The 21,638-nt window shown below is 76.2% G+C and carries 11 protein-coding genes, 1 tRNA gene and 1 pseudogene; 9 read left to right on the top strand and 4 right to left on the bottom strand.

Annotated features, from left to right (window positions below; genetic code table 11):
• Positions 1–80: 80 nt before the first annotated feature.
• The 7 genes and pseudogenes from ACOBQU_RS06095 to ACOBQU_RS06065 all read left to right on the top strand — a co-directional run.
• A pseudogene (locus ACOBQU_RS06095) lies at positions 81–227 on the top strand (hypothetical protein); the annotation flags it as partial.
• A 137-nt stretch (positions 228–364) separates the two neighbouring features.
• On the top strand, positions 365–2,542 hold the full coding sequence (locus ACOBQU_RS06090) for an acyltransferase domain-containing protein (RefSeq protein ID WP_423624866.1): 2,178 nt from the start codon (positions 365–367) through the stop codon (positions 2,540–2,542).
• Positions 2,539–5,739 carry an SDR family NAD(P)-dependent oxidoreductase gene (locus ACOBQU_RS06085; protein ID WP_423624865.1) on the top strand — a complete coding sequence of 1,067 codons (3,201 nt, stop codon included), beginning with the start codon at positions 2,539–2,541 and terminating at the stop codon, positions 5,737–5,739. Before ACOBQU_RS06090 ends, ACOBQU_RS06085 begins: the two co-directional genes overlap by 4 nt.
• A gap of 145 nt (positions 5,740–5,884) precedes the next feature.
• Positions 5,885–9,799: a type I polyketide synthase gene (locus ACOBQU_RS06080; protein ID WP_423624864.1), complete on the top strand. Its 3,915-nt coding sequence runs from the start codon at positions 5,885–5,887 to the stop codon at positions 9,797–9,799.
• On the top strand, positions 9,739–12,894 hold the full coding sequence (locus tag ACOBQU_RS06075) for a thioesterase domain-containing protein (RefSeq protein ID WP_423624863.1): 3,156 nt from the start codon (positions 9,739–9,741) through the stop codon (positions 12,892–12,894). Before ACOBQU_RS06080 ends, ACOBQU_RS06075 begins: the two co-directional genes overlap by 61 nt.
• 100 nt (positions 12,895–12,994) lie before the next feature.
• Positions 12,995–13,699: a class I SAM-dependent methyltransferase gene (locus ACOBQU_RS06070; RefSeq protein ID WP_423624862.1), complete on the top strand. Its 705-nt coding sequence runs from the start codon at positions 12,995–12,997 to the stop codon at positions 13,697–13,699.
• Positions 13,700–13,899: 200 nt separating this feature from the next.
• A complete protein-coding gene (locus ACOBQU_RS06065; RefSeq protein ID WP_423624861.1) occupies positions 13,900–15,087 on the top strand; it encodes a thiolase family protein in 1,188 nt (395 codons plus the stop codon).
• 62 nt (positions 15,088–15,149) lie between these two features.
• On the opposite strand, the gene ACOBQU_RS06060 is transcribed toward ACOBQU_RS06065, so the two are convergent.
• From ACOBQU_RS06060 to ACOBQU_RS06050, 3 genes are all read right to left on the bottom strand, one after another.
• The gene (locus ACOBQU_RS06060; protein ID WP_423634286.1) at positions 15,150–17,159 is read right to left on the bottom strand and encodes an MDR family MFS transporter; all 2,010 of its coding nucleotides are present in this window, start codon (positions 17,157–17,159) and stop codon (positions 15,150–15,152) included.
• A 264-nt stretch (positions 17,160–17,423) separates the two neighbouring features.
• Positions 17,424–18,206: a precorrin-6A synthase (deacetylating) gene (gene cobF / locus ACOBQU_RS06055; RefSeq protein WP_423624860.1), complete on the bottom strand. Its 783-nt coding sequence runs from the start codon at positions 18,204–18,206 to the stop codon at positions 17,424–17,426.
• Between the two features lie 33 nt (positions 18,207–18,239).
• Entirely contained in the window at positions 18,240–18,749 is a 510-nt protein-coding gene (locus tag ACOBQU_RS06050) for a DUF309 domain-containing protein (protein WP_423624859.1), read from the bottom strand.
• Between the two features lie 91 nt (positions 18,750–18,840).
• On the opposite strand from ACOBQU_RS06050, the gene ACOBQU_RS06045 reads away from it, so the two are divergent.
• Positions 18,841–18,914: transfer RNA gene (locus ACOBQU_RS06045), tRNA-Pro, on the top strand.
• A 1,663-nt stretch (positions 18,915–20,577) separates the two neighbouring features.
• Positions 20,578–21,300, top strand: a complete 723-nt coding sequence (locus ACOBQU_RS06040) for an FG-GAP repeat domain-containing protein (protein WP_423624858.1) — start codon at positions 20,578–20,580, stop codon at positions 21,298–21,300.
• Positions 21,301–21,372: 72 nt separating this feature from the next.
• Here ACOBQU_RS06040 and ACOBQU_RS06035 read toward each other — a convergent pair whose 3' ends face one another.
• Entirely contained in the window at positions 21,373–21,585 is a 213-nt protein-coding gene (locus ACOBQU_RS06035) for an MbtH family protein (RefSeq protein ID WP_423624857.1), read from the bottom strand.
• Between the last annotated feature and the right edge of the window lie 53 nt (positions 21,586–21,638).

The following is a 21,638-nucleotide window of genomic DNA, read 5'->3' as shown; positions in this document are numbered from 1 at the left end:
GACCGCTTCCGCAGGCCCCCGCGCCCGACCCCGCGCCCACCCCCGTACCCACACCCACACCCACCCCCGTACTCGTACCCGTGACGATCTCCGCCCGAGGCGAGCAGGCCCTGCGGGAGCAGGCCCGGCGGCTCGCCGACCACGTACGGGACCGGCCCGACGCGCGCCCCGCCGACATCGGCTGGTCCCTCGCGACCTCACGCGCCACCCTCGACCAGCGGGCCGTGGTGTGGGCCGCCGACCGGGACGCGCTGCTGAGCGGTCTCGGGGACCTGGCCGACGGGCGCCCGGGGCCGGTCCTGGGCGCCGCGGCCGACGGGGGCTCGCCTTCCTCTTCTCCGGGCAGGGCAGCCAGAGCCCCGGCATGGGGCGCGAACTGGCCGAGGCGTTCCCGGTGTTCGCCGCCGCGCTCGACGAGGCCGCCGAGCACCTGGACCCGCTCCTCGACCGGCCGCTGCGCGACGTCATGCACGCCGCCGACGGCACCCTGACGGCCGCGCTCCTGGAGCGGACCGCCTTCACACAGCCGTGCCTGTTCGCGTACCAGGTCGCGCTGTTCCGGCTGCTCACACACTGGGGGCTCACGCCGGGCCTGCTGCTGGGCCACTCGATCGGCGAACTGGCGGCGGCGCACGTCTCCGGTGTGCTGTCCCTTCAGGACGCGTGCGCGCTGGTCGCCGCGCGGGGCCGCCTCATGGAGGAGGTGCCCGACGCGGGGGCGATGGTCGCGGTGCGGGCCACCGAGGCGGAGGTGCTGCCGCAGGTGGCGGCGTACGCGGACGAGGTGGCCGTCGCCGCCGTCAACGGCCCGGAGTCCGTGGTCCTGTCCGGCACCGAGAGCGCCGTCCTGGAGATCGCCGCGCACTGGCGGGACCAGGGCCGCAAGACCCGGCGCCTGCGGGTGAGCCACGCCTTCCACTCGCCGCACATGACCCCCGTCCTCGACGCCTTCGGCGACGTCGCCCGCAAGCTCACCTTCCACCCGCCGCGCATCCCGATCGTCTCCGACGTCACCGGGGACATCGCCACCGCGGACGAGCTGTGCTCACCGGAGTACTGGGTGCGCCACGCGCAGGCGACCGTGCGGTTCCACGACGGGGTGCGCCGCCTCGTCGCGGAGGGCGCCCGGACACTCCTGGAGGTCGGCCCGTCCGGCACGCTCACCGCGCTCGCCCAGGACTGCCTCGCCGACGCGCCGCGGGGCCGCGGCACGGCGGTGATCCCGGTCGCGCGGTCCGCGCGGCCCGAGGCCGACACCGCGCGGGTGGCGGTGTCCGAGGCGTTCGTCCACGGCGCCGGGGTCGACTGGCCCGCGTTCTTCACCGGCACCGGCGCCCGCCGCGTCGACCTGCCCACGTACGCCTTCCAGCGGCGCCGCTTCCCATGGAGCGCGACGACCGCCGAGGCCGACGTCGGCGCCGTCGGCCTCGCCCGGCTCCAGCACCCGCTGCTCGGCGCGGCCCTGCACCTCGCGGACGCCCAGGGCCTCGCCCTGACCGGGACGCTGACCCGGCGCACCCAGCCGTGGCTCGCCGACCACGTGATGCTGGGCACCGCCCTCGTGCCCGGCACCGCCGTCGTCGAACTCGCCCTGCGCGCCGGTGCCGAGGCGGGCTGCCGACGCCTGGCGGACCTCACCCAGGAGGCGCCGCTCGTGCTGCCCGACCGGGGCGCCGTCCACCTCCAGGTGCGGGTGGCGCTCCCCGGCGACGACGGGCACCGCGCGGTCGGCGTGTACTCCCGTCCCGAGGACGCCGCCGCGGACGAGCCCTGGACGTGCCACGCCCGCGGCACCCTCGCCCCGGACACCGCCGCCGCCCCGCCCGCCCCCGGCGCGGCCTGGCCGCCGCCCGGCGCCGAGCCGCTGCCGCTCGACCGCTTCTACCCGCGCCTGGCCGCCGCGGGCTTCGCCTACGGGCCCGCGTTCCAGGGCCTCACCCGGGCCTGGCGGCACGGCGACGAGGTGTACGCGGAGGTGACGCTGCCGGAAGCGGCACGCTCCGGCGGCCATGACCTGCACCCCGCGCGGCTCCACCCGGCGCAGCTCGACGCCGCCCTGCACGCCGCCCTGCTCGCCGGGGACGGCCCGGACATCGGGGCGTCCCGGGTGCGGATCCCCTTCGCCTGGCGCGACGTGTCCCTCCACGGGCCGGGGGCGCCGTCCCTGCGGGTGCGGATCGCCCCGGCCGGGACCGACGCGGTGTCCGTCGCCCTGTGGGACGCGCACCACACCCCCGTGGCGTCCGTCGGCTCCCTGGTCACCCGGCCCGTCTCCGCCCGCCACCTGCGGGCCGCCCGCACCCACGAAACGCTGTTCCACGTCGACTGGACCCCCGCTGCGCCCGCCCCCGCGGCCGCCGCCGCGCGCCGCGCCGTCCTCGGCGACCGGGACACGGCCGACCTGCTCGCCGCCCACGCGTACGCCGACCTCGGCGCCCTCCAGGCCGCGGTCGACGCGGGCGGGCCGGTGCCGGACCTGGTGCTCCTGCCCTGCCGCGGCGGCCCCTCCGGGACGGCCGGGCGGGCGCCGCGCGCGCCGTGACCGCGGCCGTGCTCGACACGCTGCGCGCCTGGCTCGCCGACGCCCGGCTGCGCGAGGCCCGGCTCGCCGTGGTGACCCGCGGGGCCGTCGCCGTCGCTGCGGGTCACCACGGCGAGCCGCAAGCCGACCCGGCCGCCGCCGCGGTCTGGGGCCTGGTGCGCGCCGCGCAGGCCGAACACCCGGGGCGGTTCGTCCTCGCCGACACCGACGGACGCCCCGAGTCGACCGCCGCGCTCGTCGACGCGCTGGCCGGTGACGAGCCCCAACTCGCCCTGCGCGCACGCGAGACGTTCGTGCCGCGCCTGGCCCGCGGCGTCCCGGCGGGCACGCTGGTGCCGCCCCCGGGCACACGGGAGTGGCGGGTCGACCTGGCCCCCGGCGGCACCGTCGACGACCTGGTCCTCACGCCCGCCCCCGAGGCCGCGGCGCCCCTCGCGGCGGGCCAGGTCCGGGTCGCGGTCCGCGCGGCCGGGCTGAACTTCCGCGACGTCGTCATGGCCCTCGGCATGGTCGCCGACCAGCGGGCCCTGGGCGGCGAGATCGCGGGCACCGTCACCGAGGTCGCCCCCGACGTGACCGGACTGGCCCCCGGCGACCGGGTGTTCGGCCTCGCGTCGGCCTGCCTCGGCCCGGTCGCGGTCGCCGACCACCGCCTCCTCGCCCCCATCCCCCGGGACCTGACGTGCCCTCAGGCCGCTTCCCTGCCCGTCACGTTCCTCACCGCGTACGAAGGCCTGGTGGACCTCGCCGACGTACGACCGGGGGAGTCGGTGCTCGTGCACGCGGCGGCGGGCGGCGTCGGCATGGCCGCCGTGCAGCTCGCGCGGCACTTGGGCGCCGAGGTGTACGCCACGGCGCACCCCGCCAAGTGGGACGCCGTGCGGGCGCTCGGCGTCGACGACGCGCACCTCGCCTCGTCCCGCACTGACGCCTTCGAGGAGCGGTTCACCCGGGCGAGCGGTGGCCGGGGCGTCGATGTCGTCCTGAACTCCCTGGTACGGGAGTTGGCGGACGCGTCGCTGCGCCTGGTGCGGCCGGGCGGCCGGTTCGTCGAGATGGGCAAGACCGACGTCCGGGACGCGGCCGAGGTCGCGGCGCGCCACGACGGCGTCGCCTACCGGGCGTTCGACCTCATGGACGCCGGTGTGGAACGGGTCGCCGAGATGCTCACGGCCCTGGTCGCGCTGTTCGAGCAGGGCGCGCTGCGGCCGCCGCCGGTGACGACGTGGGACGTGCGGCAGGCGCCCGCGGCCTTCCGGCACCTCGCCCAGGCCCGGCACGTCGGCAAGGTCGTCCTCACCGTGCCGCCCGCCCTGGACCCCGAGGGGACCGTCCTGGTGACCGGCGCGTCCGGGGCCCTCGGCACGGAGCTGGCCCGGCACCTGGTGCGGGCCCACGAGGTCCGCCACCTGCTCCTCGCCAGCCGCCGGGGCCCCGCCGCGCCCGGCACGGCGGAGCTGGTGGCCGAGCTGACCCGCGCGGGCGCGGCGAGCGTGCGGCCCGTGGCGTGCGACGTGGGCGATCGGGCCGCCCTTGCGGACCTGCTCGCGTCGGTCCCGGCGCGGCACCCGCTGACCGCCGTGATCCACACCGCGGGCGTCCTCGACGACGGTGTCCTGGACGCCATGACCCCCGACCGCCTCGACGCGGTGTTCCACCCCAAGGCCGACGCCGCCTGGCACCTCCACGACCTGACCCGCGACCAGGACCTCTCCGCGTTCGTCCTCTACTCCTCGGCCGCCGCCACCCTGGGCTCCCCGGGCCAGGCCAACTACGCCGCCGCCAACGCCGCCCTCGACGCCCTCGCCCACCACCGCCACGCCCAGGGCCTCCCCGCCACCTCCCTGGCGTGGGGCCGCTGGACCGGGGCCGGGGGCATGGGGGACCGGCCGGGGGCACCACCGGGCGGCCGGGCCCTGGCGGACCCGGCCGCGGACGGGAGCCTTCCGGCCGCGGACGGGTCAGGGTCCCTGGGCGCGGGCTCCCCGGCGGGTGGGGCGGCGGCGGGCCACGGCTCGGCCGACCACGGCTCGCTCGACTGCGACCCGATCCCTCAAGGCTCGGCCCCTCAAGGCTCGGCCCCTCAAGGCTCGGCCCCTCAAGGCTCGGCCCCTCAAGGCTCGGCCCCTCAAGGCTCGGCCCCTCACGGCGCGCCGGGACCGACCGTGAACGGGCGGGCCCCGGCCCTGGTGGGGGAGGGCGCGGATGGCCACGAGGCCGCCGGGCCGGGACCGGCGGCGGCGGACCCGCCGGGCCAGCCCTCGCCCGCGCGCGACGCGACCGCGCCGGAAGCGACCGTGCCGGGGGCCACCGCGCCGGGGGCGACCGTGCCGGAAGCGACCGCGAGCGGCACCGCCGGGCCCGGCCCCGTCAGCGCGGGCGCGGCGGAAGGCCGTACGGCCGGAGGGCGCCCGCCCGCGCGGAGTCAGGCGGGGCCCGTCGGCGGGGCGTCGGTGGGGGGCTTCGGGCAGCGGGGGCTGGCCGTCGACGAGGGGCTCGCGCTCTTCGACGCCGCGCTGGCCGCCGGGCATCCGCACTGGGTACCGGCCCGCCTGGACCCGGCGGAGCTGGGCGCCGCCGCCGACCAGGGCGCGCTGCCCCCGCTGCTGCGGGGCCTGGTCCACGACGCCCCCGCGGCCCAGGGCGCCGGGCCCGGCGCCGTCGACGCGCTGCGGGAGCGGCTTGCCGCCCTCGGCCCCGAGGAGCGCTCCGCGGCCGTGCGCGACCTGGTGCGCGCGCAGATCGCCGCGGTCCTCGGGCACGCCACGCCCGCGACCGTGGACCCCCAACGCCCCTTCCAGGACCTCGGCTTCGACTCGCTGACGGCGGTGGAGCTGCGCAACCGCCTGGGCGGCGCCACCGGTCTGACCCTGCCCACCACGCTGGTCTTCGACCACCCGACCCCGGCCGCGCTCGGCGACCACGTCGAGGCCGAGCTGCTGTCCGGCCTCGGCTCGCCCGTCGACTCCGCGCTGACCCGCCTGGACGACTGGGCGGAGCGGCTTGCGGCGGCCCCGCTCGACGACGGCGACCGGCGGCGCGTCGCCGACCGGCTGCGCGCCCTCGCCCAGCGGTGGAGCGGGACACCCGCCCCCGCCCCGGACGCCCGCACGGGCACGAGCGTCGCCGACGACCTCGACCGGGCGACCGACGACGAGGTCATCGACTTCATCAGCACGGAACTGGGCATCTCCTGACCCCGCAGCGCCCCGGACGCGCCCCGACCCCTCCCTGCCGCCGCGACCTCCCCAGACTTCCCGACACTCCGAACTCCCGACGCTCCGACGCTCCGACGTCACGGCGCCCCGCCGCCGTGACGACGTCTCGACGAGGTGGACTCACATGGTGACGGACGACCAGATCCGGTACTTCCTCAAGCGGGTGACCGCCGATCTGCACGAGACCCGCGGCCGCCTGAGGGACCTCGAGGAGGCCGCGGCGGAGCCCGTCGCGGTGGTGGCCATGGGCTGCCGCTTCCCCGGCGGCGTCGCGTCGCCCGAGGACCTGTGGCGGCTCGTCGCGTCCGGCCGCGACGCCGTCACCCCGTTCCCCGACGACCGCGGCTGGGACGCCGACCGGCTCTACGACCCGGACCCCGACCGGCCGGGGACGACCTACGCCCGCGAGGGCGGCTTCCTCGCCGACGTCGCGTCGTTCGACGCGGGCCTGTTCGGCGTCAGCCCGCGCGAGGCGCTCACCCTCGACCCGCAGCAGCGCCTCCTCCTGGAGGTCTGCTGGGAGACCTTCGAACGCGCCGGGCTCACCCCGGCCTCCGTACGCGGCAGCCGCACCGGCGTGTTCGTCGGCACCAGCAGCCAGGAGTACGCGCTGCTCCTGAACGCCGCCCGCGAGACCTTCGAGGGCTACTCCACGGGCATCCTCGCCAGCGTCCTGTCCGGGCGGCTCGCCTACGCCTTCGGCCTCGAAGGCCCCGCGCTCACCGTCGACACCGCCTGCTCGGCGTCCCTGACGGCCCTGCACCTGGCCGTGCGGGCGCTGCGCCAGGACGAGTGCTCCCTGGCCCTCGCGGGCGGCGCGTCGGTGATGACGACGCCCAGCATGTTCGTCGAGTTCAGCAGGCAGCGGGGGCTCGCGCCCGACGGGCGGTGCAAGGCGTTCGCGGCGGCGGCGGACGGCACCGGCTGGGGCGAGGGCGTCGGCCTCGTCCTGCTGGAGAAGCTGTCGGACGCGCGCCGCAACGGCCACCCCGTGCTCGCCCTCGTACGCGGCTCCGCCGTCAACCAGGACGGCGCCTCCAACGGCCTGACCGCGCCCAACGGCCCCGCCCAGCAGCGGGTGATCCGCGCCGCCCTCAAGGACGCCCGGCTGTCCCCGGCCGACGTGGACGCCGTCGAGGCGCACGGCACCGGCACCACCCTCGGCGACCCCATCGAGGCGCAGGCGCTCCTCGCCACGTACGGCAGGGAGCGCGCGGACGGACAGCCGCTGTGGCTCGGGTCGCTCAAGTCCAACGTCGGCCACACCCAGGCCGCCGCCGGGGTCGGCGGGATCATCAAGACGGTGATGGCGCTGCGGCACGGCGTGCTGCCGCCGACGCTGCACGTGGACGAGCCGACGCCGCACGTCGACTGGTCCTCGGGCGCGGTGGAGCTGCTGACTCGGGCCCGCGACTGGCCGGACACCGGCCGCCCGCGCCGCGCCGGGGTGTCGTCCTTCGGCATCAGCGGGACCAACGCCCACGTGATCCTGGAACAGCCGGACACCGACCCGTTCCCCGCACCCGCCGCGGGCCCGCCCGCCGCCGACGCCCGCGCGCTGGTGCCCTGGCTGGTCACCGCCCGCACCGAGCGCGGCCTGCGCGACCAGGCGGCCCGGCTGCGCGACCACGTGCGGGCCCGCCCCGACCAGGCACCCGCGGACATCGCCCACGCGCTCCTGACGACCCGCACCGCCTTCGACCACCGCGCCGTCGTCCTCGCCGACGACCGGGAGGCGTTCCTCACCTCCCTCGACGCGCTCGCCGGGGGCGTCAGCGGACCCGGGGTGGTGACGGGCACGGCACGGGACCCGGGCGGGCCGGTGTTCGTCTTCCCCGGCCAGGGCGCCCAGTGGCCGGGCATGGCCGCGGACCTCTACCGGGACGCGCCGGTCTTCCGCGACCGGCTGCGCGAGTGCGCCGACGCCGTCGCCCCGTACACGGACGTCCCGCTCGTCGACGTCGTACGCGGCGTCGACGGCGCCGCGTCCCTGGACCGCGTGGACGTGGTCCAGCCCGCGCTGTGGGCGATGATGGTCTCCCTCGCGGCGCTGTGGCGGTCCTACGGCGTGGAGCCGGGCGCCGTCGTGGGCCACTCCCAGGGCGAGATCGCCGCCGCGTGCGTCGCGGGCGCCCTGACCCTGGACGACGGGGCGCGGATCGTGGGCCTGCGCTCCCGCCTGGTGCGCGAACGGCTCGCCGGGAGCGGCGGCATGGCCTTCCTCGCCCTCCCCGAGGACACCGCCCGCGAGCGCCTGGCCCGGTGGGGGCCCCGCCTGTCCGTCGCCGCCGTCAACGGCCCCGCGTCCGTCGTGGTGTCGGGCGAGTCCGAGGCCCTGGACGAGCTGCTGCGCGCCGCCGAGCGGGACGGCGTGCGCGCCCTGCGCGTCGCGGTGGACTACGCCTCGCACTCGGCGCAGGTGGAGACCCTGGAGGCCGAACTCCTCGCGGCCCTCGACGGAATCGCGCCCCGCCCCGCGGAGATCCCGTTCTTCTCCACCGTCACGGGCGGCCCCGCCGACACCACCGGCCTCGACGCCGCCTACTGGTACCGCAACCTGCGCCGCACCGTCCGCTTCGGCCCGACCGTGCGGGAACTCCTCGTGGCCGGACACCGCACGTACGTGGAGCTGAGCCCGCACCCGGTGCTCGCCGTGTCCGTGCAGGAGATCCTCGAAGACGGCGCGGGCGCCGAGGGCGGCACCGTCCTGACGTCGCTGCGCCGCGACGAGGGCCACCTGCGGCGCTTCCTCACCTCCCTCGCCGAGGCCCACGTCCAGGGCGTCGCGGTGGACTGGTCGGCGTGCGTCGGCGCGGCGGCCCGTCCGGTGGAGCTGCCCACGTACGCGTTCCAGCGGCGCCGCTACTGGCCGGACGGGCCGACGGCCACGGGCCCCGCGCAGGAGGGCGACGACAGCGCGGCCGCCCTGTTCCGGCAGCGGCTCGCGGAGCTGCCCGAAAGCGGCCGGGAGCGGCTTGTCCTGGACACGGTGTGCGAGCACGCCGCCGCCGTCCTGAACCGCGGTGGCGCCGCGGGGATCGACGCCACGCAGGCGTTCACCGACCTCGGCTTCGTCTCCATGACGGCGATGGAGCTGCGCAACCGGCTCGCCACCGCCACCGGCGTGCGCCTCGCACCGGTCGCGGTGTTCGACCACCCCACGGCGGAGCGCCTTGCCGCGCACCTGCTCACCCTCCTGACGGGCAGTCAAGAGCGGTACGCCGAGCCGGAGTCGGCGGCGCCGGTCGTCGCCGACGAGCCCATCGCCGTCGTCGCGATGGGCTGCCGCTACCCCGGCGACGTGGCCTCCCCCGAGCAGCTGTGGGACCTGGTCGCCGCGGGGCGCGACGCGACCTCGGCGTTCCCCGCCAACCGCGGCTGGGACACGGACGGCCTGTACGACCCGGAGCCGGGCCGCCCCGGGCGCACCTACGTCCGGCACGGCTGCTTCCTGCACGACGCCGACCGGTTCGACCCGCTCCTGTTCGGCATCAGCCCGCGCGAGGCCCTGGCGATGGACCCGCAGCAGCGCCTGCTGCTCGAAGTGGCCTGGGAGGTCGTCGAGCGCGCCCGGCTCGCCCCCGATTCCCTACGGGGCAGCCGCACCGGCGTGTTCGTGGGACTCAGCGGCCAGGACTACCTGTCGCTGCTCGCCGCGGACCCCGACGGCGGCGCGGGCCACCTGATGACCGGGACCTCGCCGAGCGTCGCCTCCGGCCGGATCGCCTACGCCTTCGGCCTCGAAGGGCCCGCGGTGACCGTCGACACCGCGTGCTCCTCGTCCCTCGTCGCCCTGCACCTGGCGGTGCAGGCGCTGCGGCAGGGCGACTGCGCGGCGGCCCTGGTGGGCGGGGCCACGATCCTGTCCACGCCGGGCGCGTTCGTGGAGTTCAGCCGCCAGGGGGCGCTCGCGCCGAACGGGCGGTGCAAGGCGTTCGCCGCCGCGGCCGACGGCACCGGCTGGGCGAGGGCGTCGGCATGCTCCTCGTCGAACCCCTGTCGGCGGCCCGGCGCGCGGGCCACCCCGTCCTCGCCCTGATCCGCGCCACCGCCACCAACCAGGACGGCGCCAGCAACGGCCTGGCCGCGCCGAGCGGCCGCGCCCAGCAGCGCGTCATCCGCCAGGCCCTGGCCCACGCCGGGCTCGCCCCCTCCGACGTGGACGCCGTGGAGGCGCACGGCACCGGCACCACTCTCGGCGACCCCATCGAGGCCGAGGCCCTGCTCGCCACATACGGCAGGGGGCGGCCCGCGCACGCACCCCTGTGGCTGGGCTCGCTGAAGTCCAACGTCGGCCACACGGCGGGCGCGGCCGGGGTCGGCGGGGTCATCAAGACGGTGATGGCGCTGCGGCACGGCGTGCTGCCGCCGACGCTGCACGTGGACGAGCCGACGCCGCACGTCGACTGGTCCTCGGGCGCGGTGGAGCTGCTGACTCGGGCCCGCGACTGGCCGGACACCGGGCGCCCGCGCCGCGCCGGGGTGTCGTCCTTCGGCATCAGCGGGACCAACGCCCACGTGATCCTGGAACAGGCCCCGGAGCCGGACCGCGCACCGGAGGCCGAGGGGCAGCCCCCGCGCCCCGCCGACACCCTCCCCGCCGTCCCGTGGATCCTCTCCGGAAAGACCGCGGACGCGCTGCGCGAACAGGCCGCCCGGCTGCGGGAGTTCCTGGCGGAGCGCCCCGGCCTCGCGCCGGTCGACGTCGCCCGCTCCTTGGCGGCCACCCGCGCCGCCCTCGATCACCGCGCGGTGGTCATCGGCGATGACCGGGACGCCCTCCTCGCCGCCCTGGCCCGCGTGGCCGAGGACGCCTCGGAGCCGGGCGCGATCCGCGGCGCGGCCACCGCGCGGGGCCGCCTCGCGCTGCTGTTCCCCGGGTGCGGCGATCAACAACACGGCCTGGTACGGGAGTTGGCGACGGGCGTGCCGGTGTTCGCGGCGGCGATGCGCGAGGTCGGCGCCGCGTTCGCCGCGCTCCTGGACCGGCCGGAGCGGGACGTCCTGCCCCCGGCCGGGGAGACGTCCACGGACCCGGTCCTCGCGGCGGGCGCGCGGTTCGCCGGGGAGGTGGCGCTGTTCCGGCTCCTGGAGCACTGGGGGGTCGCGCCCGGCTTCCTCCTCGGGCACGGGTCCGGTGAGGTGGCCGCCGCGCACTGCGCGGGCGTGCTGTCCCTGGCCGACGCGGCGGCCCTGGTCGCCGCCCTCGCCGAGAAGGCCCCGGACGGCGAAGCGGGCGACACCCTGCGCCGGACCGTCAAGGACCTGACGTTCCGCCCGCCGACGCTCCCCCTCGTCTCCGGCCGCACCGGCAGGGCCGCGACGCCCGAGGACCTGGCGTCCCCGGAACACTGGGCGCGCCCGGCCGGGAGCGCGGCGTCCACCGCCGACGCCGTACGCGGGCTCCTGGCCCAAGGGGCCACTGAACTCCTCCAGTTGGGCCCCGACCAGGCGCTGGCGCAGACGGCCCGGCAGTGCCTCGCCGAAACCGGCCAAGCCGCCGGAACCGGCCAAGCCGCCGGAACCGGCCAAGCCGCCGGAACCGGCCAAGCCGCCGGAACCGGCCAAGCCGCCGGAACCGACCGAGCCGCCCAAACTGGCCAAGCCTCCGCAGCCGCTGAAGCCGTCGGAGCCGTCGAAGCCCCCGCCGCCGCACTCCTCGTAACGACGCACGACGAACCGCACCCCGCCCCGCTCTCCCCGTCGGCCGCCCTCCTCGCGGCCCTGGCCCGGCTGCACGTCAGGGGCATCCCGGTGGGCTGGCGGCGGATGCTCGCCGACCGGGGAGCGGACCTGGTGGAGCTGCCCACGTACGCCTTCCAGCGCCAGCGGTACTGGCCCGAGACGGCCGGGGGCCTGCCGCTCGGCTCGGCGGCCCGGCCCGCGGGCGGCACGGACGAGCGCGGAGCCGAGCGGAGCCGGGAGTTCCGGCGGCGCCTGGCCGAGGCGGCGGGGGACGACGCACGCGCGCGGCTGCTCGCCACCCTGGTGCGCACGCACGTCGCCGCGGTGCTGCGGCTGCCGGACGCGGACGCCGTGCCGGACGAACAGCCGCTGCCCGAGCTGGGCTTCGACTCCCTGACCGCGGTGGACCTGCGCAACCGCGTCGGCGCGGACACCGGCCTGCGCCTGCCCCCGGCGCTCGTCTTCCAGTACCCGACCGTCACCGCGCTGGCCCGCCACCTCGCCAAGGAGTGGGCGGCGGCGGATCCCGCCGACACGGAGGACGCCACCGACCCCGACGGCACCGCCGAGGAGCGGCGCACGCTCGGACCGCTGCTCGCCCGCGCCAGCGCCCTCGGCCGCACGGACGAGTTCCAGGAACTGGTGCGCGGCATCGCCCGGTTCCGCACCGTGTTCGACACGCACGACGCCATCGGCTCCCCGGAGCGCCCCGCACCGGTCCGGCTCGCGCGCGGCACGGGCGCCGCGCGGCTGCTGTGCTTCCCGACGTTCGCGGCGGGCGCGGGCGCGGCCCAGTACGCGCGGCTCGCCGCCGCGTCCGGCGGCGCCCATGACGTGTGGGCCCTGCCCGCGCCCGGCTTCGCCTGGCGGGAGCCGCTGCCCGCGTCCGTGGACGCTCTCGCCCGCCTCCAGGCGGACGCCGTCGAACGGTGCGCGGACGGCGCGGAATCCGTGGCGCTGCTCGGCTACTCGGCGGGCGGCTGGATCGCCCACGCCACCGCGGCGGAACTCCAGGCGCGCGGCGCCGGACCCGACGCGGTGGTCCTCCTCGACAGCTACTGGCCCGACAGCCCGATGATCCCCCGCCTGCACGCCCGGATCGAACGGGCGCGCGCGGCGGGGGAGCCCACCGTGCTCGGCCCCGGCGAGGCGGGCGACGACGCGTACCTCACCGCCCTCGCGCACTACGCCGGGCTGTTCCGGGCCTGGACCCCGCCGGAGACCGGTGTGCCGACGCTGCTCGTGCGGGCGGCACGCCCCGCCGTCGACGACCCGCCGGACGACTGGCGGGCGCGCTGGCACCTGCCGCACAGCGCCGTCGAGACGTCCGGTACGCACTTCACCCTCGTACGCGAGGACAGCGCCGCCGCCCTCGACGCGGTCCGCGCCTGGCTCGCCGGACTCCGCCCGGACCGCGCCGCCGCGTCGGCTCCGCCGGGTGAACACTGAGAGCAGCCACGGCACTTGAGGAAGCCCGGGGCTCCTGGGAGGCGCGGAAAACGCCCCCGGCGCCTCGACCGCGGGCACCGCAAGCGACGACCCTAGGAGCATGATGACGCCCCACGGCACCAGCGACCCCACGCCGCTCGACCACCTCGACCAGGCCGTCGTCGACGGACAGGCCGGATACTCGAAGCCATTCCTCCTCAGCCTCTACGACCTCGCCGTGTACCGGGGCACCGCGCCCCTGCTGTGGCGCTGCCCGCCCGCGGTCTCCCGGCGGCTCTACGACACCAGCGTCGGCGAGCGCCACGCGGACATCGGCGTGGCCACCGGCTACCTCCTCGACCACGCCCACTTCCCGGTGCCCGACCCGCAGATCACCCTGGTCGACCTCAACCCCGACTCCCTGGCCCGCGCCGCCCACCGCATCCGCCGCTACCGGGTCAGCACGGTCCGCGCCAACGTCCTGGAGCCGCTGCCCCTGCCGCCCGGCTCCCACGACTCGGTGGGGATGAGCTATCTGCTGCACTGCGTGCCGGGCAGCCTGAAGGAGAAGGGCGTCGCCCTCGCGCACGCGGCGGCCGTGGTCCGGCCCGGCGGCACGGTCTTCGGCGCCACCGTGCTGTCCGGCGGCGTCCCCGTCTCCGCCGGGGCCCGTCGGGCCATGCGGTACCTGAACAAGAGGGGCGACTTCCACAACGCGCACGACACCCTCGACGACCTCCGTGACCAACTGGAGCGGCACTTCGCACGCCACGAGCTGACCGTGCACGGCTGCGTCGGCGTCTTCCGCGCCTGGACGGCCGCCTGACGTCGGCGCCGGGACGCCCCGCGTGACGTCCGCACCTGGCTGGCTCCTCCTGGCGTCCGCGCCCGGACGGCCGCCCGGCCTGTGAGCCTGGACGGTCGCCCGAGCCGCACGTACACTCCGAAACTAGCAGCGCTAATTAAGTGCTGGCGGTGCCGGTCGCCGACAGTGCTCATCACACCGCTCACGCTTCGGAGTAGCCCGTGCGCACCGTCCACTTCGCCGCCGCCCGCCGCACCCCGATCGGCAAGCTCAGGGGCGCCCTGTCCACCGTACGGCCGGACGACCTCGCCGCCACCGTGGTGCGCGGGCTGCTCGGCGACGCGCCCGGGCTCGACCCGGCCCGGATCGACGACGTCTACTGGGGCGCGGCCAACCAGGCGGGGGAGGACAACCGGAACGTGGCCCGGATGGCCGTGCTCCTCGCCGGGCTCCCCGAGTCCGTGCCCGGCGCCACCGTGAACCGGCTGTGCGCCTCCGGGCTCGAAGCCGTCACCCTGGCGGCCCGCACCATCGCCGCCGGTGAGGCGGACGTCGTGGTCGCGGGCGGCTCCGAGTCGATGAGCCGCGCCCCCTTCGTCCTGCCCCGCCCCGACGAGGCGCTGCCGCACCAGCTGGCGACCGCCGACACCCGGCTCGGCTGGCGCCTGGTCAACCCGAGGATGAAGGAGCTGCACGGCCTGCTGTCCATGGGGGAGACCGCCGAGGAGGTGGCGGCCCGCCACGGCGTCTCCCGCGAGCGGCAGGACACCTTCGCCCTGCGCAGCCACCAGCGCGCCGCCGCCGCCCGCAAGAACGGCCACTTCGACGCCGAGCTGCTGCCCGTCACCACCCCCGACGGCACGGTCGTCGACGCCGACGAATGCGTCCGGGAGAACACCTCGTACGACAAGCTCAGCGCGCTGCGCCCGGTCTTCCGCGACGGCGGCACCGTCACGGCGGGCAACGCCTCGCCGATGAACGACGGCGCCGCCGGGCTGCTGCTGGTCAGCGAGGAGGCGCTGCGCGAGTTCGGCCTCACCTCGCTCGGGCGGTACGCGGCCGGGGCCAGCGCGGGCGTGCACCCGGACGTGATGGGCCTCGGCCCGGTGCCCGCGACCCGCAAGGCGCTCGACCGGCTCGGCTGGTCCCTCGCCGACGTCCAGGAGGCCGAGTTCAACGAGGCGTTCGCGGCCCAGGCGCTGGCCTGCGTGGACGCCCTCGGCATCGACCCGGATCTCGTCAACCCCGACGGCGGCGCCATCGCCCTCGGCCACCCCCTCGGCTGCTCCGGCGCCCGCATCCTCACCACCCTGCTGCACCGCATGCGCCGCACCGGCGCGCGCCGCGGCCTCGCCACGATGTGCGTGGGCGTCGGCCAGGGCAGCGCGCTGCTCGTCGAGCGGGACTGAGCCCGGCCGCCGCGCGGAGAATCGGCGGAGGGCGAACCACCGGATGGTGAACGGCTGTTGCCCTACGCCGGGGCGGCGGCCCGCCCCGTGGCGGGCGCCCGCTCCAGGGTCAGCCCCTGCGCCAGGTCCTCCGCGAGCAGCTTCTTCGCGATCGCGTCGACCGCCGCCCGCAGCTGCCGCTCGTCGTCGCCGCCCGCGGGCCGGTCGCCGTCCTTCGCCAGCTCCTCGGTGAGCCAGCGCGTCCACTCCCGGCCGATCACCTCGGCCTCGCGTCGGCCCGCCGCCGTGTGCTGGAACATCGTGCCCGTCCGGCTGAGGTAGCCCTCCTCCACCATGCGGTCGAAGACCGGCACCAGCACCTCCGGCGGCAGCTGGCGCCGGGCCGCGATCAGGTTGAGGTTCGCGTGCCCGACCAGCCGGGTGAACAGGGCGACCTGCATCACCGCCCAGGCGCCCGCCATGTCCAGGCGCGTGTCCGACCCGGCGATGACGGCCCGCGCGGTGCTCCGGTCCTTGCGGCGCAGGATGTTGCCGACGGCCAGCTCCAACAGGCGGGCCGAGTCACCCGTCGACGACGGCGACGCGAAGCCCTCACCCAGGTCGGAGGAGCTCATCCGGGCGCTGTCGCGCAGCTCCACCTGCTTCAGGAACAGGGCCACCACGAACCCGATCAGCGCCACCGGCACCGTCCACAGGAAGACGGTCTGGAGGGTGTCCGCGTACGCGTCGACGATCGGCCCGGCCGCCGCCGACGGCAGCTCGTGCAGCCCCTCCGGGCTCTGCGCCGCCTTGGAGACCACGTCCGGCGGCGCGGCCCCGGTCCTCGCCGCCTCCGCGACCCCGTCCCGCAGGTTCGGCGCGAGCGTGTTCGCGTAGATCGTGCCGAACACGGCCGTGCCGAAGGAGCTGCCGAGCGTGCGGAAGAACGTCACACCGGACGTGGCGGTGCCGAGGTCCGCGTACGCCACGGTGTTCTGTACGGCGATGGTGAGCACCTGCATGCACAGGCCGATGCCGGTGCCGAGCACGAACATGTACAGCGACTCCAGCCAGGCGCTGGTGCCGCCGCCCATCAGCGACATCAGGAACAGGCCGAGCGCCATCACCAGGGCGCCCACGATCGGGAAGATCCGGTAGGTGCCCGTCCGGCTCACCACGTTGCCGCTGAAGACCGACGCGATGAGCAGCCCGGCGACCATCGGCAGCGTCCGCACGCCGGAGATCGTGGCGGAGTCCCCGTCGACGTACTGGAGGTAGGTCGGCAGGAACGTCATCGCGCCGAGCATCGCGAAGCCCACGATGAAGCTCAGCACCGAGCACACCGTGAACACGGGGTTCGCGAACAGCCGCATCGGCAGCATGGGCTCCGCCGCGCGGGTCTCCGCCCAGCAGAAGCCCGCGAGCGCGGCGAGGCCGCCCGCGAACAGGCCGATGATCACGCCCGAGCCCCAGGCGTACTCGTTGCCGCCCCAGCTCGTGGCGAGGATCAGCGCGCTGGAGCCGATCGCGACGAGCGCGATGCCCAGGTAGTCGATGACCGGCCGGGACGCCGACCGCACCGACGGGATCGTGCGGGCGGCGGCCACCACGACGAGGATCGCGATGGGCACATTGACGTAGAACGCCCAGCGCCAGGTCAGATGGTCGGTGAACAGCCCGCCGAGCAGCGGTCCGACGACCGTGGACACACCGAAGACCGCGCCGATCGCGCCCTGGTACTTGCCGCGCTCCCGCAGCGGGATGACGTCGGCGATCAGCGCCATCGCCGTCACCATCAGACCGCCCGCGCCGATGCCCTGCACCGCCCGCCAGGCGATGAGCAGCGTCATGTTCGTCGCCAGGCCGCACAGGAACGAGCCGGTGATGAACACGACCGCCGACACCTGGAAGACGACCTTGCGCCCGAACAGGTCGCCGAACTTGCCGACCAGGACCGTCGCGACCGTCTCCGCCAGCAGGTACGAGGTGACGACCCACGACATGTGCGCGGCGCCGCCCAGGTCCGACACGATGGTCGGCAGGGCCGTGCCCACGATCGTCTGGTCGAGCGCGGCGAGCAGCACGCCCAGCATGATCGTCACGAAGACCACGTTGCGACGGCGCCGGTCCAGCACGGGAGGCCCGGGGGCCGGGGCGGTCGCGGAGGCGTCGGTAACGGTCACAGGGACACCCTCACACCGCTGCCCGGCCCGTGCATGCGGGGCCGTCCGGTCCGGTGACGGCCCGGTGGGGGGCGCGGGGCGGTGACGGCCTGGAGGAGGGCGAGGGGCGGAGGCGGCCCGGCGGAGGGCGCGGGGCGGAGGCGGGGCGCGGCGGGCGGAGGACGGGGGCGGGGCTCAGGCGTCGTCGCGGCGCCGCAGCAGATAGGTGTCCATGATCCACCCCTTGCGCTCCCGCGCCTGTTCCCGCAGCCGCTCGATGCGCGGCGCGGCCTCGGACACCGGCCCGGAGGCGAGGATCTCGTCGGGCGTGCCGATGTACGCGCCCCAGTAGATGTCGATGTCGTCCCGGTCCGCGTACCGCTGGAAGGCCTGCCGGGCGTCCAGCATCACCACCACGTCGTCGACGCCGTCGGGGATGCCCTCGTCGGCCAGGCGGCGGCCGGTGGTGATCTGGAAGGGGCGCGCCACCCGGTTCAGGCCGACGCGGTGCCGGGCGGCGAGCGCCGACACGCTGCTGACGCCCGGTACGACGTCGTAGTCGAACGCCACCCTGCCGTGCCCGAGCACCTCCTCCAGGATCGCGATCGTGCTGTCGTACAGGGCGGGGTCGCCCCACACCAGGAACGCGCCGGTCCCGTCGTCGCCCAGCTCGTCGGTGATCATGCGCTCGTAGACCTCGGCGCGCAGCCGCCGCCAGTCGTCGACCGCCGACGCGTACGCCGTGCCGCCCGCCGACCGGTCGCGGTCGCGCGGCGGGTCGGTGGCCTCGACGACGCGGTAGGCGCCGTCCGGGCGGTGCGCGTCGAGCATGCCCCGGCGCAGCTCCACCAGGTCCGCCTTCTCCTCACCCTTGTCGAGGATGAAGAACACATCGGTGTCCTTCATCGCCTTGACCGCCTGGAGGGTCAGGTGGTCCGGGTCGCCCGCGCCGATGCCGATGACATGAATCTTTCGCACCCGGTGAGTGTGCCACCCCGCCCCCGGCGCCGCTCAGGGGGCCAGGGTGGGGGCCGCCGCCACCGGGTCGAGCGGCACCTCACCGCCCTCCACGCGGCGGGCCAAGTCCTCCGCCCACGCCGCCAGTTCCGGTACGCCGATGCCGTACGGCCGCGCGCGGCCCGGCGCCGCGTCCGCCCACGCCACGACGGCGGCCGCGCCCCGCCGCAGCAGCCGGGCCCCGCCGGTGGCGTTGCCGCGCGCCGCGTGCGTCAGGCCCACGGCGAGCTGGGCCAGCCCCTTCCACAGGCCCCGCTCCTCCTTTGGCCCCGACTTCCAGGCGTCCTCGAAGACCTCGTGTGCGTGGAAGGGCCGCCCCGCGTCAAGCAGCGCCTGCGCCTCCGCGACGCTCCGCTCCGGCGTCCGCACCACGCCCTCCGGCTGCCGCGCCACCCCTTCGGCGCCGTACGGCAGCGGCCGCCCGAGCCCGTCCCGGGGCCGCGCGTTCCGCGCCCGCCCCTCCGCGTCCCGATCCCGCCCGTCCGCTCCCGGCACCTCACTCATGCCCCCATTGTCCCGCCGCGTCAGAGCACCCGCAGACGTGCGGTAGAGTTCTACCTGCGTGATCACGCGGAACACACCGCGCGAACCGCACCGGGACGTGGCGCAGCTTGGTAGCGCACTTGACTGGGGGTCAAGGGGTCGCAGGTTCAAATCCTGTCGTCCCGACGGTGCAGTGACAGACGAGAGGGGTCCTTCGGGACCCCTCTCGCCCGTTTCCCGGCTGGCCGTCGTACGAGGTCGCGCGAAACGCTGCCGCTCGGGACCAGCCGAGCCGCCCGACGACAGTCTCCGAACCCGAAGCCGGTTTTGCCTTCGGCTTCCGCTTCCGCTTCGACTTCCACGCCCGCGCATTGCGGTGCCGCACGTGCGGTCGCTGACGTCGGGTGCGGTGACGGGCGGTCAAGACGGTGAGCCAGCTCTCCGTGACCACTCGACGCGACGGCCGCCGCGACCGGATCCAGGGCCTGTTCGCGCCCGGGACCGAGCGCACCGGCCATACCGCCTACGCGGGCGAACGGGCCGTCACCAAGCGCGTTGCGCCCCGCTGCGGGCCAACCGGTTCGGCCCGCCTGCGCCGACGGGAGCCTGAACGCAGTTGCCGGGTTGGGGGGCAGGGCGGCTGGCCGAAGCTGGGGGAGCCCCCTGTTGCTTGTGCTGCTCCTCAGCGCTGCCGTGCTCGCGCCCATGGGTCTGCTGCCGCCGCACGACCGGGGGGACTGCCCTGCGGGGCCACGTCGGTTGGCGCGCCTGCGTGCGGTTCGCCGCGGGCGTCTTCGGCCGCTGGTTTCGCGGTACGGGACCTTGATGCGGCCTTCGTGCCCGCCGTCCCCTTCGGCCCGGGGCCTGCGTCACGGTCGGCCGACTCCTCTACTACCACGTGAGCTGCCGTGATGAACGAGCGCCGACGTCGCCTGCCCCGCCGCTGCCCTCGCCCGCCGAACTCCCCCTGAGCGGGCCCGCTTCCACCTCGCCTCAACAAGGAAGCCAAGCCCGCTCAGCTTAGGCCACGGTGGGCCGCCTGCTCCGTGGCTGGGGCGTCATCAGGAGACGGGAGGAAGGGCCGACAGGAATGGGTTCGCCGCGTTCGTGGGAGCACCCCCGCACGCGCGGGGACCGCCCGACCGAGGCGGCGACGTCGACGGTGCGGCTGGGACCACCCCTGCACGCGCGGGGACCACCTGGCCCTTGTGCTTCGGGTTGGGCAGCACGGGGGCACCACCCCCGCACGCGCGGGGACTACTCCTCGCGGGCGGCTACTCGGAGGACCGGTACGGGACCACCCCCGCACGCGCGGGGACTACACGAGCTGACCAGGCGCTTTAGCGGCGAGGTGCCTGGTTTTCGCTTAGTTTCAGAGAAACGGACATTTCCCTCCCCCTTGGCCTTGGCCTTGGCCCTGGCCCTGGGGCTTGGTCGTGTCGGACGAGTCGTCAGTCAGTATCCCTAGGGAGCCAACCGGGGGGCCAGCGGTTCAGGTGAGCCCGGCCGTGGTGGTGGCCTTTCCGAGGGGGGCCGTTGCGGTTGGGCGGGACGACGACGCCGCAGACGGCGAGGGTGGCTGGCCGCATGTCGCCCAGGGCCAGGCGGTGGGCGGCCCGCGCGGCGGTGGGGCTCGGGGGCGCCGTGTAGGCGCGCGGCCCGGCCAGGCGCTCGGCGGTCGAGGCCTCGGGGCGTCCCAGGGCGGCGTTCCAGGCGGGCCGCATCGGCGCTGGTCAGAGGGGGCGTACGCGTTCCAGCGTCCCGGGATTTCGGGGATGGGTGGTGGGTGCAGGGATCGGGGGCACACGCTGGGGTGGTGTTCGTTCTCCGTCAACTGAGGAGTTGCCTTATGGTTCGTCAGCGTTCACGTGCGATTGCCGTTTCGGGTGCGGCCCTCGCCGCCTTCGCCCTGGCCTTTACCGCCACCGGCACCGCAACCGCCACCGCCACCGCCCACCAGGCCAGCGCCGCCGGGTGTCTGGCCGGGCCCACCACCCTGGTCGGGGACCTCGACGGTGACGGGCGGCCCGACAAGGTCGTCAACCCGGGGCACACCGGGACCAAGATGACCGTCCAGTGGGGCACCGCCAGCGGCGGCTTCGGTACCAAGCACGCCGTCAGCGAGCTCGTCGGCACCCGGCAGGGCGAGGTCACCACGGCCGCGGTCGCCGACTTCCAGAACGACGGCAGGCTCGACCTCGTCGTCAACATCGTCAAGCCGTCCGGCGGGGACGACCCCGCCACGGCCCGCGTCGCGGACTATCGCCCCGGTCCGCTCAAGCGGACCAACCTCACCTCCGCCCACCCCCGGCACCTGGACATCGGCGACTCCAGCGAGGCCCGCCAGCTCCGCGTCGCGGACTACGGCGGCGACGCCTACCCGGACCTCGCCATCCTCAGCAACGCCGGGGACGGCGTCCTGGAGCGCAACGTGCGCCTGTCGAAGGCCGCCAGCGGCCCGGGCAAGTACAACGCCGACGACGAGCGGAAGTACGGCGACTGGGGCACCCCGGCCGAGCCGCCGTCCATGCCGAGCGACGGGTGGAGCCACTTCTACAAGGCCTGCTCCTGACGGCGGGACACAGCGACGGCGGGTGCCCGGCACGGCTCAGCCGTGCCGGGCACCCGTGCGCATACGGCTGCGTCAGCCCGCCATCGCCTCGCGGAGGCTCCTCGGCCGCAGGTCGGTCCAGTTCCGCTCGACGTACTCCAGGCACTTCTGGCGCTCCTCGGCGCCGAACACGACGCGCCAGCCCTCGGGCACGTCCGCGAACGCGGGCCACAGCGAGTGCTGCTCCTCGTCGTTCACCAGGACGTAGAACGTGCCGGTCTCGTCGTCGAAGGGGTTGGTGCTCATGGGGGTTCGCTCCTCGGTGTCGTCTGTGTTGTGAGGTTGCTTGGTCGTGCGGT

Source organism: Streptomyces sp. G45 (assembly GCF_049542095.1).
GTDB lineage: Bacteria > Actinomycetota > Actinomycetes > Streptomycetales > Streptomycetaceae > Streptomyces.
This window is presented reverse-complemented; position numbering and strand designations above follow the sequence as displayed.

Coding starts and splice junctions, on each gene's coding strand:
- ACOBQU_RS06090 (WP_423624866.1), top strand. CDS start 365: ATGGGGCGCGAACTGGCCGAGGCGTTCCCGGTGTTCGCCGCCGCGCTC.
- ACOBQU_RS06080 (WP_423624864.1), top strand. CDS start 5,885: ATGGTGACGGACGACCAGATCCGGTACTTCCTCAAGCGGGTGACCGCC.
- ACOBQU_RS06075 (WP_423624863.1), top strand. CDS start 9,739: ATGCTCCTCGTCGAACCCCTGTCGGCGGCCCGGCGCGCGGGCCACCCC.
- ACOBQU_RS06070 (WP_423624862.1), top strand. CDS start 12,995: ATGATGACGCCCCACGGCACCAGCGACCCCACGCCGCTCGACCACCTC.
- ACOBQU_RS06060 (WP_423634286.1), bottom strand. CDS start 17,159: ATGCTGGGCGTGCTGCTCGCCGCGCTCGACCAGACGATCGTGGGCACG.
- ACOBQU_RS06050 (WP_423624859.1), bottom strand. CDS start 18,749: ATGAGTGAGGTGCCGGGAGCGGACGGGCGGGATCGGGACGCGGAGGGG.
- ACOBQU_RS06040 (WP_423624858.1), top strand. CDS start 20,578: ATGGTTCGTCAGCGTTCACGTGCGATTGCCGTTTCGGGTGCGGCCCTC.
- ACOBQU_RS06035 (WP_423624857.1), bottom strand. CDS start 21,585: ATGAGCACCAACCCCTTCGACGACGAGACCGGCACGTTCTACGTCCTG.